Source organism: uncultured Bradyrhizobium sp., from assembly GCF_964252615.1.
Taxonomy (GTDB): domain Bacteria; phylum Pseudomonadota; class Alphaproteobacteria; order Rhizobiales; family Xanthobacteraceae; genus Bradyrhizobium.
The window spans coordinates 1-16197 of sequence record NZ_CAXUNQ010000077.1; the positions used below are offsets into that span (position 1 = coordinate 1).

General features: G+C 54.9%; 18 protein-coding genes. 10 read left to right on the top strand and 8 right to left on the bottom strand.

What is annotated here, in order from left to right; genetic code table 11:
- Positions 1-50: 50 nt before the first annotated feature.
- The gene (locus ACFE72_RS23075; RefSeq protein WP_375415449.1) at positions 51-779 is read right to left on the bottom strand and encodes a hypothetical protein; all 729 of its coding nucleotides are present in this window, start codon (positions 777-779) and stop codon (positions 51-53) included.
- Between the two features lie 76 nt (positions 780-855).
- On the opposite strand from ACFE72_RS23075, the gene ACFE72_RS23080 reads away from it, so the two are divergent.
- On the top strand, positions 856-1113 hold the full coding sequence (locus ACFE72_RS23080; protein ID WP_375415450.1) for a hypothetical protein: 258 nt from the start codon (positions 856-858) through the stop codon (positions 1111-1113).
- A 123-nt stretch (positions 1114-1236) separates the two neighbouring features.
- On the opposite strand, the gene ACFE72_RS23085 is transcribed toward ACFE72_RS23080, so the two are convergent.
- The gene (locus tag ACFE72_RS23085; protein WP_375415451.1) at positions 1237-1446 is read right to left on the bottom strand and encodes a hypothetical protein; all 210 of its coding nucleotides are present in this window, start codon (positions 1444-1446) and stop codon (positions 1237-1239) included.
- Positions 1447-1830: 384 nt separating this feature from the next.
- Between ACFE72_RS23085 and ACFE72_RS23090 the strand changes: the two genes are divergently transcribed.
- From ACFE72_RS23090 to ACFE72_RS23105, 4 genes are all read left to right on the top strand, one after another.
- Positions 1831-2661 (top strand): hypothetical protein, encoded by an 831-nt coding sequence (locus ACFE72_RS23090; RefSeq protein WP_375415452.1) that lies wholly within the window; start codon positions 1831-1833, stop codon positions 2659-2661.
- A gap of 10 nt (positions 2662-2671) precedes the next feature.
- On the top strand, positions 2672-2932 hold the full coding sequence (locus ACFE72_RS23095; RefSeq protein WP_375415453.1) for a hypothetical protein: 261 nt from the start codon (positions 2672-2674) through the stop codon (positions 2930-2932).
- Between the two features lie 86 nt (positions 2933-3018).
- Positions 3019-3180, top strand: coding sequence for a DUF3732 domain-containing protein (locus ACFE72_RS23100; RefSeq protein ID WP_375415466.1), 162 nt, complete (start codon positions 3019-3021; stop codon positions 3178-3180).
- 232 nt (positions 3181-3412) lie between these two features.
- Positions 3413-4354: a hypothetical protein gene (locus ACFE72_RS23105; protein ID WP_375415454.1), complete on the top strand. Its 942-nt coding sequence runs from the start codon at positions 3413-3415 to the stop codon at positions 4352-4354.
- A gap of 19 nt (positions 4355-4373) precedes the next feature.
- Here ACFE72_RS23105 and ACFE72_RS23110 read toward each other — a convergent pair whose 3' ends face one another.
- Both ACFE72_RS23110 and ACFE72_RS23115 read right to left on the bottom strand, forming a co-directional pair.
- Positions 4374-4766 (bottom strand): type II toxin-antitoxin system VapC family toxin, encoded by a 393-nt coding sequence (locus ACFE72_RS23110; protein ID WP_375415455.1) that lies wholly within the window; start codon positions 4764-4766, stop codon positions 4374-4376.
- Positions 4763-5035, bottom strand: a complete 273-nt coding sequence (locus tag ACFE72_RS23115; protein ID WP_375415456.1) for a hypothetical protein — start codon at positions 5033-5035, stop codon at positions 4763-4765. The genes ACFE72_RS23110 and ACFE72_RS23115 overlap by 4 nt, the downstream gene beginning before the upstream one ends.
- A gap of 149 nt (positions 5036-5184) precedes the next feature.
- On the opposite strand from ACFE72_RS23115, the gene ACFE72_RS23120 reads away from it, so the two are divergent.
- Positions 5185-6111, top strand: coding sequence for a hypothetical protein (locus ACFE72_RS23120; RefSeq protein WP_375415457.1), 927 nt, complete (start codon positions 5185-5187; stop codon positions 6109-6111).
- Here ACFE72_RS23120 and ACFE72_RS23125 read toward each other — a convergent pair.
- Entirely contained in the window at positions 6100-6405 is a 306-nt protein-coding gene (locus ACFE72_RS23125; protein WP_375415458.1) for a hypothetical protein, read from the bottom strand. The genes ACFE72_RS23120 and ACFE72_RS23125 overlap by 12 nt on opposite strands.
- Positions 6406-6591: 186 nt before the next feature.
- Between ACFE72_RS23125 and ACFE72_RS23130 the strand changes: the two genes are divergently transcribed.
- Complete coding sequence (locus tag ACFE72_RS23130; RefSeq protein ID WP_375415459.1) at positions 6592-7203, top strand: tyrosine-type recombinase/integrase; 612 nt, start codon at positions 6592-6594, stop codon at positions 7201-7203.
- A 366-nt stretch (positions 7204-7569) separates the two neighbouring features.
- A complete protein-coding gene (locus ACFE72_RS23135) occupies positions 7570-9123 on the top strand; it encodes a tetratricopeptide repeat protein (protein WP_375415460.1) in 1554 nt (517 codons plus the stop codon).
- Between the two features lie 292 nt (positions 9124-9415).
- Here the strand turns inward: ACFE72_RS23135 and ACFE72_RS23140 are convergent, their stop codons facing one another.
- From ACFE72_RS23140 to ACFE72_RS23150, 3 genes are all read right to left on the bottom strand, one after another.
- A complete protein-coding gene (locus ACFE72_RS23140; protein WP_375415461.1) occupies positions 9416-11224 on the bottom strand; it encodes a caspase domain-containing protein in 1809 nt (602 codons plus the stop codon).
- Positions 11225-11344: 120 nt separating this feature from the next.
- The gene (locus tag ACFE72_RS23145; RefSeq protein ID WP_375415462.1) at positions 11345-12061 is read right to left on the bottom strand and encodes a caspase domain-containing protein; all 717 of its coding nucleotides are present in this window, start codon (positions 12059-12061) and stop codon (positions 11345-11347) included.
- Between the two features lie 20 nt (positions 12062-12081).
- The gene (locus ACFE72_RS23150; RefSeq protein WP_375415463.1) at positions 12082-12432 is read right to left on the bottom strand and encodes a hypothetical protein; all 351 of its coding nucleotides are present in this window, start codon (positions 12430-12432) and stop codon (positions 12082-12084) included.
- Between the two features lie 410 nt (positions 12433-12842).
- Here ACFE72_RS23150 and ACFE72_RS23155 point away from each other — a divergent pair, with 410 nt between their 5' ends.
- Together ACFE72_RS23155 and ACFE72_RS23160 are read left to right on the top strand one after the other, a co-directional pair.
- Entirely contained in the window at positions 12843-14693 is a 1851-nt protein-coding gene (locus ACFE72_RS23155) for a ParB/RepB/Spo0J family partition protein (protein ID WP_375415464.1), read from the top strand.
- A gap of 877 nt (positions 14694-15570) precedes the next feature.
- Positions 15571-16197, top strand: a 627-nt coding sequence (locus tag ACFE72_RS23160) for a hypothetical protein (RefSeq protein WP_375415465.1), incomplete at its 3' end; no start/stop codon positions are given.

Here is a 16197-nt window from a genome sequence, read left to right on the forward strand (position 1 = left end):
CCTCCTGGCTCTTCGAGCCTACTACAGGTGTCCACTCATTCGGGGGAGGTTCATACATATTGGACAGAGGGAAGGTCCCTCGTTACCACAACCGAGGGTAGGCACTCCAATACTGCCTCATCCCTAAGGGGAGCGCTAGGGATATTATTTGTCATAATGATGGTATGCTTAACCCCATGTCGATTGAGAGGCGATATGGCTTTCCACGCGCGGGTGGCCAGACCCTCGTAGCCATCTTCGGCATCAGCCAATTTTGCTACTGTCACGAGATAGTCGTCGCAATAAATCGCGGCGTCCGTCGCCGCCGTAAGCGCGGTCAACTCGCCCGCCACAGTACAGTCAAGACATGGTATGCTGAGCAGATAACGGTGCGCCTGTGCCAACTCAACGAGCAGTGACCGCGATCCGCCAAAATGCTCATGCGCAGAGCCGCTTCGCGTACGGTGGTACGATCGCCAAAACGCGTCCAGCTTGGACGCAAGATACAGCCACGCCGAAATCCGCAAGATAACGCCACTGCGGCTGGACACGCCACATTCCCGGTAAAACTCACCCGAGCGCAAAACCGGCGGCGCGATCACCGCGCGATGGTCACCAAACCACCGCCAGTTGAAGGGGCTTAATGTACCCACGTCATGCGAAACCAACAAGCGCATGACGTTGCTATAGGTAAGTTCCTCCATGTCCAAAGGAGATTGATTGTCCCCGTGTGAAATCAGGTCCGTAACGCACGAGAGGGCTGGTACTACGTCTTTGAGACGATTAGCCGCTTCGTTCATGTTGGCCTCAAGGCTGTGACGGATCGGGATCAACTGATCCAACAGGCGGCAAGAAACCTAGTTCGTTCAGGATAACGTGACGCCGTTTCCCTATTTCCACAAAGATATGATGAAGGCGTTCGGTACCCGACAATGGCCTGTTCGTCGCGTCACAGCTGCCATTGCGCGTGACAAGATTGCAAAGCTCTGCCGCAACGCAGATATTGCGCACATCCGCTCCTGTATGCCGACGATGATCAATCCTCGCGAACAGGAGCGCAAAATGTACTGGATTGTTGCGGGTCTCTACATGGGCATCGTCGTGGTGTACGTGGTGATGGCAGTATCCCACTGATAGTCGAGCCACCGACGATCATTGCGTCCAGGACGCCGGTTCGGCCCATGGAGCACCGTTGACTGGTGGCGCTGCTATGAAGCATTCTGAAAGCTGCACACGCGCGCGATCGACGCCCTGTGATCACCGCTCAGCGCTTTTCGGCAGGAGGTCGCTCATGGATTTGACAATGATCCTCACTTTGCCGACATGTAGCTGATCATGTTCCTTGATCGTATCCGCATCGCGAACGACGTTTCCGAAATCAAGTCCGGTGCGCCGCTCGATCTCGGTGATGGCGACACGCCATTGACGACTAGATTGACAGACCCCAACCCTCGCTTCAATTTCCAAACGATTACCTTGAAGGCGCCTCGTTGCTTTGGTCCGCAAACTATTGAACAAAACATTCAAAAAATTCAGTTAGGCCGACACTAAACGAGCCTTGGGCTGGGTGCAAGTCTAAGTTTTGCTGACGCTACACGCAACTGGCGGATTTTGCTCGGCCACAAGGTCGCGAATCATGGACGCTGCCAACCGCCACCATAGGCAATGTCTCCGTAACACACGACTTGCTCGACGATCCACCTATGCGGCCGTGATGGATTTTAGGTTCCCGCGCTCCAACCGATGTTTGCCACCTCCAAATTTCGCTGTGGAAACGCTTCGGCCGCGCTTAACGTTTTGTCGCCAATCCCCGGTTGTATGATTATCGTGCCGCAATGAGGGGGGCTCACTTTGCGTCATCTGAGTTCTCTATTTTTTGCTGTCGGCGCTTTGTCAGGCCTATGCGGATGCGGCCTGTCCGTCCCGGACATCGAGCTCGGCCATCCCACGCGACAGGAAGCGGCATCGGCCGATGCAAACTTCGTCAATGCCGTTGCGGCGCACGTAAACTGCGAGCTCGGACAGGCGGTCAATCAAACCGTCCGCGATCTGAACGATGCGAACTGGCTTTACACATGGTCGGCCAAGACCACTCTGACACTGACTGTCGATGAAAAGGGGTCCGTCAAACCTGGCGTCTCTTTGATGCGAAACGCGTTCACCTTGGGCATTGGCGCAAATGTCGATACGGATGCGACCCGCGTCCAAACAATTACATGGTTCTTTAATTTTGCAGAGTTTTATGCAACTCGCAATGAGAGAAGGCCATGCCAAATACTCGGCGATTATCCAATCCAAGGCAGCCTCAAAATCTATGAGAGCGTCTATTCCGGTGCGAAAACAGCGCAGACGCTAAATACGGTTTCGCAACCCTTCGAGACCGGCGGTCCACTGGACGTTATCGAGCATCATGTAACGTTCGATCTTGTTTTCGGTGGCAACCTCACCCCTTCCTGGAAGTTCGTCGACGTCTCCGCTAATACAGATGGCAATTTCCTTTCGGCTTCGCGTGATCGCAAGGACGACCTCCTCATCACCATGGGGCCGTCTCAGATTGCCGACACGAAGCGAAAGCTCGCTAAGGGCTACGCAGTCGTCGGCCCGTCGAGCTCCGTCGTCCAATCCCATTTGGCCGCACAGATCGGGCAGGCCGTATCAACCGGAATCCGCAGCAGCCGATAGGGAGAAAAACATGCAGCTGTGTGGCGTACATATTCCCGATACTGCGCAAGAAGCAGAAAACAGCGGTTGGAAACATCTCGGGATGCGGGCGCAGGCGTTGGCGCCGTCCAACTGCCATTTTCGAAAAGATCCACGGTCCGTGAAACCGGGCGATCTGTGTGATGCCGTTGTGCACGAACAGGGCGGGACCGATGCAACGTACTGCGATGAAAACCAACACTGCACCATTGGTTATTTCCGCGATACACCGCCGCGACTGGCAACCGAATAATTCGTTTGCTCCGAATGCCGGATGACAGCATGACAAGAACGGGTGCTCGTTTGCTTCTTTAGAAGGACGAGCGCGCATTACTTTCTCTGGAAAATTGGGAGCGACGCAATTGGCTTGCCTATCATATCGCGACCACCTTGGCGCTGGAGGGCTTTCTATCGGAGGCAGGTCACTGCGAGCCCTACCTCCAGGTTTATGATCAGCCCAGTCAGGTCAATTTTCATAAACGCACTGGTCGACCACCGTAACGTTAGCTCTCGAGTTTGCGATGAAAGGATGTGCAAGCAGTTCGAAAAATTTTCGCGCTCTTAGGCCATCAGCCCGTCGCGAATGAGGGGAGATTAGCGTGAAGGACGCTGAGCGCCCCGAACAGTTTTCGAGTGAAATCAACGCCTTGGACTCAATTAAGCCTCTGTAATTGCTGTTTTCGTAAAATGGTAGGCCCAACGCGCGTTTTGCGCCGAAGGTTGCTTGGAAGACATGGCCCACGACGATCCTGCACGCATCGAAGCATCGATCCGCTCGGCCGCTTTGGCGGCTGCGCGCGGAGTGCCCATCGGCGAAGCCTTCCTATCAAAGATTGTCGCCGAAACCAGCCAGCCCGGCCTCAGCCTTGCCGAGCGGGTCACGCGCGCAACGGTGATGGCCGAACAATATGCCGCTTCGCCCAAACCGTTGAACGTACACAGCGCGACGCCGCAGGATATCGCGACGCAGGCCAAGACTGCGGCAGTTTTTGGCTCACGGCTGGCAGGCGGCTCGCCTCCAAATATCTCGGAAGCGCGAAGGGAATCCGCCAAGGCCAATTATCAGACGCTCGGCAACTCCGATCCGCGATCGATGCAGACGATCAGCGTCACAAGTTTTGCAAGTTCGCCCTTCGTCGTCGCCGGTCTCGACTTCGCTACCTTCTCCTACTTGCGCGGCTATGACCGCACCTTCACGGCGCAGAATATCCTGAACGCCGCGAACGATACTGCCGCCCTCGGATTTTCTCCGAAAGATCGCGCCGCGATGCTGGATCACGCCATCATCGACCGCCACGATCCGAAGGCGCGCGCCACCAACAAGGCGTTGCAGGACTACCAGAAAGGCCTTGAAGGCGACGAGGAACTGGCGGCGCTGCACGACCGTCGCAAGCGTGCTGCCACGGCGGAAGACCGCAAGGCAATCGACGCCGAGATCACGTCGCGCCGGAACAAATTTGAGTCGGACAGCGGCTTGCGCGACCGCCTCGACGACAAACAAGTCTCGGCCAAGGCGAATGCTGCAATCAGGCGCAGAAAGAGCGCAATCGAGAAACGCTTGGAACAAAATTACGACAGCCGTGCCGATGTGAAGGTGGAGCAAGCAAAGCCGAAGCTAAAATCCTCCAAGCCGGACGAAAATCTTTTCAAGAAGCTCACCGCCTCACCGAAGTAGCGGTTTTGTGCTGTCCTGCTTATACCGGCTTTATATCCGTTGCGGCAAAATCATTGCCCTTAAAAAGCAATGGCACGTTCATCGCCTTGGCGAGCGCGTAGGCCGCGCAATCGGCAAGATTCAAGTTTGCTTTCGAGTGCAAGCCCTTGCCATAGCGCTCGAATGCCGCCGCCGCTTCGCGCGCTAGCACGGCATCAAAAGCGACAATCTCGATGCGGTTGTCGGCCAGCCATTGCCAGTATTCTACTACGGCGGCTTGACCAAGCTTGCCGCGCAGTACGCAGGCGGTCTCAAAAGCGTTGACGGCTGAAATGATACAGCGCTCGTCGCCGTCGAGGATTGCCTGAAACGCGCTTTTCTCGGGTTCGTTGAAAAATACGGCGCAAAGAGCGGAGCTATCGACAACGATCATTCGGCGTTCAGATCGTCCATGATGTTGCGCGGAGAGCGGCGATCAAGAACGGGCATGGCCGCCAGCTTCGCGACAAGCTTGTCGGTGCGCGCGCGGCGCGCGGCAACCGCCTTGGGGGACGGGTCGCGCGGCTGGTTAGGCTCCGGCGCAATGCCTTCGGCGCGTACCTTTTCCTCAAGCGCCAGCCGGATGACTTCCTCGACGGGAAGACGTTTCGCAAGGGCAAGCCGCTGTGCAAGGGCTTCGGTTTCCTGGGGTAGATTGATCATGTCTCTTATCTCCTGCCGCCAATATACCCGCCGGGCAGCAACTTTTCCATAGAGGATGGCGCTACCCTTTCGCAAGAAAAACAATGTGTTAGCCGGGCGTGTATGCCGAATTAAGCGTTTCTAACCGACAATTTTGTAAACTTCTCTCCATGACCGAAGATGATCGTGTCCGCATCGAAGAGTCGATCCGGGCGGCTGCGAAAGCGGCGGCGCGGGGCGTGCCGCTCAGCGAGGCCTTCCTTGCGAAGATCATCGCTGAGACAGACCTGCCGGGCTTGAGCATCGCGGATCGTGTGGCACGAGCCGCTGCGATGGCCGAAAATTACGCCACATCGCCCAAAGCCTTGAACGAACTTAGCGCCACGCCGCAGGAGATGGCGGCTCAGGCAAAGGCTGCTGCCCTTCCGGGCGCACGCATCGGCGATGCCGTTCTTTCCAAATCAAGCAACGCCGGGCGTCCTTATCAACGGCTTACCGAAACCGAGGCGCGCTCGGTACAGGCGCTCACCTCGGCGACATTCCCGGCATCCGTATTTGCGCAAGCCGGCCTCGACTTCGGCACCTTCTCTTATTTGCGCGCGTACGATCGAACCTTCACGGCGCAGAATATCTTGAATGCGGCGAACGATGCTGCCGTTCTCGGCTTTTCTCCGAAAGATCGTGCCGCGATGCTGGATCACACCATTATCGACCGGCACGATCCCAAGGCGCGTACTACCAATAAGGCCTTGCAGAACTACCAGAAAGGCCTTGAGGGCGATGAGGAGTTGTCGGCGCTGCATGACCGCCGCAAGCGTGCTGCCACGGTGGAAGACCGCAAGACGATCGACGCAGAAATTGCGGCGCATCGCGCACGCCACGAAACCAATAGCGGCTTACGCGATCGCCTCGACGACAAACAAGTCCCGGCCAAGGCGAATGCCGCAATCAGGCGCAGAAAAACGGCGATCGAGAAGCGCTTGGAGCAAAATTACGACAGCCGTGCCGATGCGAAGGCCGCGCGCACAGAGCCGAAGCTAAAATCCTCCAAGCCTGACGAAAATCTTTTCAAGAAACTCACCACTTCACCGAAGTAGGGGTTTCCCAAACTCAAGCTTTATTTTGCCGCTCACTACGATGTCGCCCACCGTGACAGCCAACTGCATGTCCGTCCCGTGCGGCGGCATAGGGAAGTTTTCGTTCATTGGGCAGCCGCGTTCGAAATAACCGGCAAGCTGATTGCGGTACGTCTTGGAGAACGGCACGATCTTCGTATTGCCTTTGTGCGCAATGTCGTCAACGCCAAAGAACACCTGACGCACTTGGGTGCAGGTGCGGTCTATATTTATTGTTTCCGCGGAGGCCTGCGCGCATGCCACAAGCGCAGGCAAAACCGCCGCCGCGCAGCTTGCTGCAACAATCCTAGTGAATTGTTGCAGCCGCGCTCATATCGCTGTAAAGTCAGGGCTTCTCTTACGGCAGACATCTTTGTTTTTTGCAAAGCCTGATGTGAAAATTCGCGTGGATATTGAGCGAAATGGGCATGAAACAAAACACTAGGATTGTTAAGGCCTCGCATGGAGGCCGATGTGAAACGCCGGAACCGATCGCCCACGCTCTATTCCGCCCAGGCCGTCCGTAAATACCTCAACCGCGCCGAAAGAAAGCGCGCGCTCGCCATCATCGCGAAGCTGCCGCCCGAGCGCGCCTTGTTCGCCGAGATGCTTGCCTGGACCGGCGCGCGCGTCTCCGAAGTTCTGGCGCTGACGCCCGCTTCCTTTCAGATCGACAGCGCGGTCGTCACCTTCCGCACGCTGAAGCGTGACCAATCGTGTCGTGAAGTACCCATCCCGCGCAAGCTCATGGCGGCGTTGAACCGGCAGTTTCGTTTGCGCGTGCTTCAACATGCGCCGGATCTTGCCGTCAAGCGCCTCTGGCCGTGGAGCCGGGTCACCGCTTGGCGCTGCGTCAAATCGATCATGAGCCGCGCGGGCATCGCGGGACGGCAGGCCTGTCCGCGCGGGTTGCGTCATAGCTTCGGCGTCGGCACCGTTTCCTGCGGCGTGTCGCTCGATAACGTGCAGCGCCTGCTCGGCCATGCCTCCATCGAGACGACCACCATCTACACCGATGTCAGCGGCCCGGAGTTGCGCGCCGTCCTTGCCCGGTTTTGGCGAAGCGGCGGGTGATCTTCGGCCTGAACAAGTTTGCGCGTGATCGAAGCCGGGCTACGCCTTTCTTCCTCGTCACTCGACAAGTCATCTGGCGTGTAGGCGTGCGCAAAAATGGCTCGGTCGGCAGAGAAACGCACCGTTTGTTCATTTCGAAACGACATCAGGCGAATACGGCAGCACCCACCGCTTGAACTCGAGCTGCATTCTATACGCCACGCCGGCCAAATCCGGAATCTACCTTATCAAGTGTTGACGCGGCTATGCTACACGCTAAGGTCGACCCATCGCCTCAATTGATGGCGCGCCGGTCATGAGCCGATTTGTATTGATCGCAATTCTTGCGGGGCAGCAATCTGTAGTGTCAGCGCAGTTTGCGCGGCCGTGCCTAAGATCGGAAAAGAGAGATCTTTTATTTTTACGTTCCGTTATAGAGAAGAAATAAAGCTTTGTGAGGAGGAGCAGAAGACGAGCTCATGCGACCGACTTATCCAAGAGGGACAATTCGACAAGAGCGAAACCGCGGCCATATATTTTCGTCTAGGCAATATCTTTGCAAAATACGGTAATCAGAAAAGCGCCATCCCAAATTACAATGAAGCCATCCGGCGAACCCCACTGCCTGAGTATCTTTCCGCCAGAGCGGCGTCGCACGAGGCTTCCTTCGATTACGACAGGGCAATTTCAGACTATACCCAATTAATTGGACCAAGAAATTCCGATCCTAACACGTTACTCAAGAGAGGCACGGCGTTCTATAGGAGCGCACGACAAGACCGCTTTCAAAGCGCAATAAAGGATTTTGACTCAGCAGAAGGAGCGGGCATCGCTCCAGCTCAACTCTACTTCTTTCGCGGCGCCGCAAAGTATAATTTGGAGCGGTATGCCGCCGCAATTCCCGACATGTCGCGGGCCATCACCCTAGGTGGGACTACGAGCACTGTCGATAAGTTCGAATGCTACCGCATTCGCGGTCACAGTTATTATAAAGAAGGGAATTTTAAGAAGGCTATAGACGATCTCACGACGGCTGAACGATTAGTAAAAAAAGACGCAAGCAAGTTACAAGCAATTTACGCGCTTAGAGCTCCGGCATACAATTCTAACCGCGAGTATGCTCTGGCCGTAGCAGATTATGATCGCGCGATCAGGCTCAGCCCCGCAAGCTCCAACACGTATTTACTGCATGCAGGAATGGCGACAGCGTATCTTAATATGGAAAAACTTGAGGATGCGATAGGCAGTTACACGGCTTCGCTTAGCCAAAAGGAAAGCGCTGAAATTTACTTTAGTCGAGCCGAGACATATATGAAACTTCGAAAGTACAAGGATGCTCGAAGCGATTACGCTGCGGTGATCAAACTCGACGGACAAAATCTAAATGCTCTCAGGGGACATGCAAATGCTAGTATGAAACTGGATGACTTCCCGACAGCTATAAAATGGCTGGAGGCTGCGATCGCTATTGCGCCTAAGAACGTTGATTTACTTGTCGCGCTCGGTAATGCGTATCTGCACGAAAACCTTGTTGATAACGCTCAAGCCACGTTTAAGAAAGCGAGTGTATTGTCTTTAATGCATCCAGGAGTTGTCTCAGGTTTGACGGAGATCGCGCGCCTCGCGACAAACTCTAAAGAATCCTTTTCACTGCCTTCACCGCCGCCTGATACAAAGACAAACCCATCGTTGCAGCCGCCTTCGGTCGGAACGCCGGTCACAGCAATTCCGTCTCCTGAGCCAGCGTTGCCGCCAGTGGTGCCACCAACGCCTGCAAAACCAGGTCTTTCAGGCCCAACCGAGAAGTTGCCTGAAGATCGCCCGCCGGTCATGAAAGAGTCTGACCAAGCTTCGTCCCTTGATAAAGTAAGGCAAGCGGTGTTGGGACTATTTGCTAACTGGCGATATGAGTGGTTGGTGGCAAAAATTAATGGAAAATAAACGGTACTCTAATACCATATAATTTTAAGGATTAGAAAGATTTGGAGCAGCTTTGCTAACACGCTACCTTAGCTTGAACCCTAAAAAGTTCTCGTCGCCGCTACAAGTAAGTACTGTGGAACAGGCGACAGGAACGACCAACGCGCAGGATGCGTCTACACGAGCCGAAGAAATACCTGTGACAAAGGGTGAGACCCCAAAACGCACCGAGCAATCCTCCGAACAACTATCAATTGAAGATGTTCGGCGAGCAGTATTTCGGGTGTTCGAGAGGTTTAAATTCGGCAATTAATCATGGATCGTCGTTGATGTGCCGAGGCTTCGCGCGGGCCAGCCATTGTCCGAGCCAGCAGGCAAACAAAGTGACCGGCAAGAAGATTTCGGCGCCCACTGAAAAAAATTGCTTAGATAACAGCGAAAGCGCAAAACCCAGCGTTAAGCCATATAACGTGGCTGTGAAGAAGGAAATGGACCCGGCTCGTTGTATAAAACTGATGGTTCCTGCCACAAGTACGACGACAGTCCAAATCGATGCCGCTGTTTGAAAGGTGGTCAAACCTGGTATTCGAAGATTAAGCTTGTCAAAGCTTGGGATTACGAAAAGAAGATTCAAGGCTATCGCACAATAATGTGTCGAGGCTTCAAATGGGGCGGAACGTCTTCGTAGAGCCCACGCTAACACTCCAATTATCATCGCGATACCGAAGCCGCCAGTCGAAACTGCGTCGTCCGGCAGTTGATCAAAAAAAGGAAGTTTGAGTATAACTCCGATCCAGAATACGAGACCCACGAATGAGACCGCTAGCGTCATCGCTCGAATAGCTGATAATCCAAACGTCGCAGCCTTACGGGGCAAACGAAATATTGGGAATATGGCAGGAGATCGCAAAAGACTCCCAGCACGATAGAAACGTCTTTTCAGTTGTTGAATCTGAAGTAAAGCGAGACGTCGTCTCCGGGCTCTACGAGCCGCCGCCGTTCCGTCAAACGTCCGCTCAAAATTCCATGCTACGTCGACATCACTACGCGTCTTCCCAAGCCGCTTGTAAGTAAGCCACGCAAGCAATTCTTTTCCGAGCTTGAATTCAGGAAAACGATGAACAAACCTTCTAATCCTTTCGATATCGGTTTCACGTTTATAGGACGGCCACAACACCGTTGCCAATCGATGCACGGCACGTTCACTGCATGCAGGCACCAACATCTTTATAGTAAACTTCTCAAGCTCCGTTACATTTGTACACGTTGCTAGCAACACCTCTAATCGTGCAAGCGCATCTGCACGATATTCCGTTTGCGGATGTTTTTGTAGGAACTCGTCCACATCGAGCGGGGTAGCGCCTTCTCTCAGGAGTTCGGAGAATCTATGCTGCTCTATCCTGTCTCCTGGGTTAAAATAGAACGGACGAAGGAGGCTTGATTCCTCCCACGGGATTTGCTCGTCGTTAGTGGCCTTCATGACGGCCGTTCGTACGAGTATCATCAAGTCTGAAATGGAAAGTCCACGCTCAGCAACCAAAGGAAGGAGCGCCGCCACGAACGGGCTATGTTTTCCGTCCACCGAGTCTCGCGCTAATCCTCCCGGCTCCGTTGCAAATGCGACGAACGTGTTCGAAAGCCTTTTAATATTGCCAATACGCGCGAGGCCGTTACCAGATTGGAAATCGCGCGTCAAATGGGATGGTTCTACTTCGGCAATCCATCTACGAAAAAGCGGAGAATCTCGACAGGCATCAAGGAATATCAAGCTAGTCTGGGCACGGCGCGACATACCTTCGAGAATTTTTGTCAACTCGATGGCCCGCCAAGTTAACCGACCTTCGCGCTTTACGTCAGCATTGACGGGTGCAAGATAGTTCTTGCCGTTTATTTGGAAACCGTGACCGGCAAAAAAGAATAGAGCCACCTCTGCGCTCTCAATTTTTTCCTCAAATTCGACCAGCGAATTTTCAAAGTCGTCTTTGCTGACGTTAAGACGGTGTTCGACTTGAAAATTGAGCTCTCGCAGCTTTTTCGCAAGCGCAAGTGTGTCCCTGCGCGGCGTCTTCAACTTCGCATATTTGTATGATGCATTTCCAATGATGAGCGCAAACCGGGGCATCGATGAAGCTTCACTCTTACTGTTTTCGTCTCAAAACGTGCCTTAAAATAACTGACATTATGCGGCGAGCTAAACCTCTTGCGTGAAACCTTTTTCTCGGATGCCTATGAGAAAACTCATCTAAGTCGAGTGTGGGACTTTTTTCGAGACTCCCAGATCCATGCTGCTCAGTGTTATCTCTCGGTTGAAATAGAATGGACGAAGGAGGCTTGATTGTTCCCACGGGATTTGCTCGGCGTTCGTGGCCTTCATGACGGCTGTTCGTACCAACGTCATCAAATCTGAAAGAGAAAGGCCGGGTTCAGCAATGAGAGGAAGCAGAGCAGAGACGAACGGACTATGCTTTCCGTCCACCGAATCTCTTGCTACTTCTCCGGGTTCGGTAGAAAACGCTACAAAAGTATTTGAAAGACGTATAATATTGCCAATATGCACGAGACTATCGCCAAATCGCAGATCGCGAGCGATATCTAGAAATATGAGACTTGTTTGAGAGCAGCGCGACATATGCTCAAGGATCTTCGTTAATTCCACGGAACGCCAAGTCAGTCGATGTTCGCGCCCTGCGTCAGTATCGACCGGCACAAGATAATTTTTCCCGTCTATTTGAAAACCGACACCGGCAAAAAAGAACAGGGCTACGTCAGCGCCCTCTATTTTTTTTCCGAATTCGGCCAGCGAATTTTCAAAGTCGTCTTTGCCGACGTTAAGACGGTGTTCGACTTGAAAATTAAGCTCTCGCAGCTTTTTCGCAAGCACAAGCGTGTCCTCGCATGGCGTGGTTAGCTTCGCACAGCTGTATGATGCATTTCCGATGATGAGGGCGAACCGTGACATCTACAAAGATTTCACTCCTGCTATTTGCGCCGCGTGATACGCCTCAAAATTGCAGATACTATTCGCCGAGCTAGACCCTCCTCGATTCCAAAATGTTCCGTAGCTTCTTTGACCGCTGTGTCACTGAGATCGCTTTCATTCTTTTTGCTTTCCAACGATGCGATAATTATCGGAATTATTTGAACGATAAACGCGGCGATCTGAGCAATATTTCCAGCCTGCGATAGTATTTCTCCAACCGACCCTCTCTTTAGCCGCTCGGTTCTATCAGGATAGTTGTCTAAAGCTCGATCGGTTTCTTCTCGGAGCGGTACTCCAACCTCATGCGCAAACTCTGCGGCTACCCCGCGGGCGATGTCACCATGTTCCATATTTTTTTCCCAAGTTTCGTCCTTGCCAAATGCAACCTATACTACAAGTGAGCCTACATGTAATCGCGCGCATATCAATAATTTCAGGTTCGCCCGCGTCGCGGGCCGGGCTTTCGTGAACCGAGCCGCAAGGCGTCTCGGCCTTCGGCTTCAATCCCTCGCGCAAGATAGCGAGGTGTCGCTACGCGACACGTTTGTTCGTTGAGGGAAAAGGCTAAGAAGCTCCGCTTCTCGCGCGCGCAAGAGCGCGCCCTTCGGGTTTTGGCTCCCCCGCACGCGGTGCCCCCAAAAAAGTTGCTGCGCAACTTCGCTGACCCCTTGCGCTTGCTACCATCAGCTCTCGGCGAGGCCAGGGGTTATTGCGCCGCCTTCTGCGTCCGCAAAACCCCTGTCCAAAGAAGGAGAGTATCATGACCAAGAAGAACCGCCCGCAAGCCGCCGACACCGCCATCCGCCTCATACCGCTCGACAAGCTTAAGAAGTCGTTCAAGAACGTGCGCAAGCAGCCGCACGGCAAGGCCGACATCGAGGCGCTCGCCGCCAGCATCAAAGCCAACGGCCAGTTGCAAAACCTTGTCGTCGAACCGGAAACCGATCCGCGCGGCAAGGCAACGGGCTTCTATCTGGTGACGGCAGGCGAAGGGCGGCGTCTCGCGCAGCTTCTCCGCGTCAAGCACAAGGAGATCGCCAAGACCGAGCCGATCCGTTGCATCGTCGATGCCGCCCATAACCCGGTCGAAATCAGCCTCGCCGAGAACGCCATCCGCAGCGACATGCACCCCGCCGACCAGTTCGAGGCGTTTCAGGCGTTGCATGCCGGGCATGGCATGAATGCCGAGGATATCGCCGCCCGTTTCGGCGTCACCCCCGCTGTGGTCAAGCAGCGCCTCAAGCTCGCCGCCATCGATCCGGCGTTGATCGAGGCCTACCGCGACGGCGAGATGAACCTCGACCAGTTGACGGCCTTCGCCATCAGCGACGATCGTGAGATGCAGCGTGCCGTCTGGCAGCAGCTTGGCGGCGAGGCCGAGCGCGAGGACATTCTGGCCGCACTGACCGAGGAACATATTTGCGCGAGCGACCGCCGCGCGAAGTTCATCGGCGAGAAGGCGTACATCAAGGCGGGCGGTGCCGTGCTTCGCGACCTGTTCGAGCAGGAAGGCGAGGGCTATTTCACCGACGCCGCGCTGCTTCACCGCCTGGTGGAAGAAAAGCTGGAAAAGACCGCCGCGCAAATCAGGCGCGAGGGCTGGAAATGGGTTACCGTCGCCGCCCGCCTCGACTACGGAGCAACCGCCGACATGCGCCGCATCTATCCGCAGCTGCGTGCGCTGTCCGAGGAAGAACAGGCGCAACTAGAAACCCTGCAAGCCGAATACGCCGCGCTGGAAAACCAGAGCAGCGAAGATGACAGCGACCTTTCCTCGGAGTTCGACCGCCTCGATCAGGCCATCGCCGAACTAGTCGGCGAAGATGAGTACGATTTAACGCTGATCGCGCGGGCGGGGGCCTTCGTCAGTATCGGCCATGACGGCAAACCGGAGGTGCAGCGCGGTTACATCCGCACGGAGGATAACGAGCGGCCCGCCGCGAAGGCAAAGCTTGCCAAGGGAAACGGCCCCGCGCCGCTTTCCGAAGCGCTGGTCGCGGAGTTGACGGCGCATCGAACGGTGGCCTTGCGCAACATCCTCGCGCGCCATCACGACATCGCCGTGATCGCCGTCGTTCAAGCCATCGCGGCACAGACCTTCTATCCGCATGCGGATCGCCTGTCCTGCCTCGACATCAACGCGCGTAGCGCTTTTCTCGGCACGCATGCCAAGGGCATCGACGACAGCCCGGCAGGCCGGGAGATCGCCATCCGGCATGAGGCATGGCACAAAATGCTGCCGGACGATCCCGCCGCCTTGTGGGTGTATGTCGCGCGCATGGAGTCAGCCGACCGTCTCGAACTCTTGGCGCATTGCGTCTCGCTCACGGTCGATGCGGTGAGGAAGCCCAAGACCCCCGGCAACGAGGAAGCGGTTGCTCCGCTTGCGCAAGCGCTGTGTCTCGACATGGCGGCGCATTGGACACCGACGCCCGGAAATTATCTCGGGCGCGTCTCCAAGGAACGCATTCTTGACGCCGTACGCGAAGCGGTTTCCCCGGAGGCCGCCGACAATCTCGCCAAGCTGAAAAAAACCGCGATGGCAGAAGCCGCCGCCGACCGTTTGCAGGGCAAGGGCTGGCTGCCGGACGTCTTGCGGAGCGCGGCGTGAGCGAGGCACGCCAAGGCGATGAGGGTTGCCCCCCTCATCGCCATCCGCCGCCCGAGCCGCGCCGAAAGACGCGGGGGCGCGGAGATCGTGTTCGTTCGTAGGTTTCGGGGAACGTCGGGTCACTATTCTCGCCTCCACCTGTACGAGGACCGGCAGCAGTGGAACGCGCCGCGTACCTCCCACACTAGCTTGCGGTATTGAAGCAGAGCGATTTTCGCCGCCCGCCGCGCATGCACCACGCGCGGCGGGCGTTGTGCACATAATGCAAGTTAGCGAGGCGATTCCAAGCCGGTGCCTAATCGTTTCGCCAGCTCTATGCCGCTCGGAATCCGGCGCATAGCTGCCGATTCGGGGGTGAATTTCCTAGCAAGATGTGCAATTTTAGTTTCGTGTGAATACCGTTACATTATTTTGGTCGCAGATGACTAAGCTAAGATGGATAATTGATGTCTTGCCTGTCATCTGGGCATTTTACTTTGCATTATTCGCTCCCCGATTTGGAAGACTTCCGGCGTATGTCCGGAGGATTTGCCTCAGACTAGCGTTACTCTATGGATTTCTAGGCGTTGTCACCACCCTAGATGATCTATCGAATAGCATTTTTGGAACGGAAAAGCTGGTTCTGGTAATAATCGGCTGGTATCAACGCCATCCCACCGCGGTTTCATTGGTAGGACTACTTATTTGCTTTTATCTATGTGGCGCGACCTTCGCGGGCTCCAATTCTAATCTCGATAGAATCGCTCGCTTGCTGTCTTCCTACCGCAATTGGTTGGTTGACAATGTTGAGCGTGCGAGCACGACTAGCCCACCCAATCGCATGCGAGGGCCCTTAGTTTCGTCTCGATCACGTTTTCGGACTAAAGCGGAAGACGCCGTGCTCGGCGCAAATAAGCGAGACCGCCGGCTCGCTCTGCTGACGTTCTGCTTAACTGCAATTATTCTGATTACTTCTCTCTCAACTTCGCGACTTCCCGACTGGCACATGGGTGAACGAAGCGCAGTGGACACCTTCTTAATAGTCGGATGCGCAACCGCTGCGTTGGGCGGCATTTTTCTGGCTTATTTAAGCCGGAGGACATTAGTCGGTTTAGATCTAGCACTGTTTTGGTTAGCAATAACGGTGCCGCTGTCCATCTTGGTCGCGCAGCTAGTTTCAATTTTCACCAGCTCAACTGCTGGCGACGATTTGGGGGTCGTAATCGGTAGCGCAATATTGGTTGCGACCGGTTTGCTCTTTTTAGTTTATGCTCGTCGCTCGCGTCGGCGCTCGGAAATTGCGGTTTATTGGCTTGGAATTTGCATCGGAATGTACCAAGCTCTTATCGAAATGTTTGAGATGACGAATTCTAAATTGTTTGGATTGGACTCTGCTTTAAGTGGTTTGAGTGCGTGGTGTCTTTTTGTCGTATGGTCCGCCATCCTTGTCTGCTTTTGGCGATGGTACCTTGAACCTCCCCCGAATGAGTGGACACCTGTAGTAGGCTCGAAGAGCCAGGAGGTG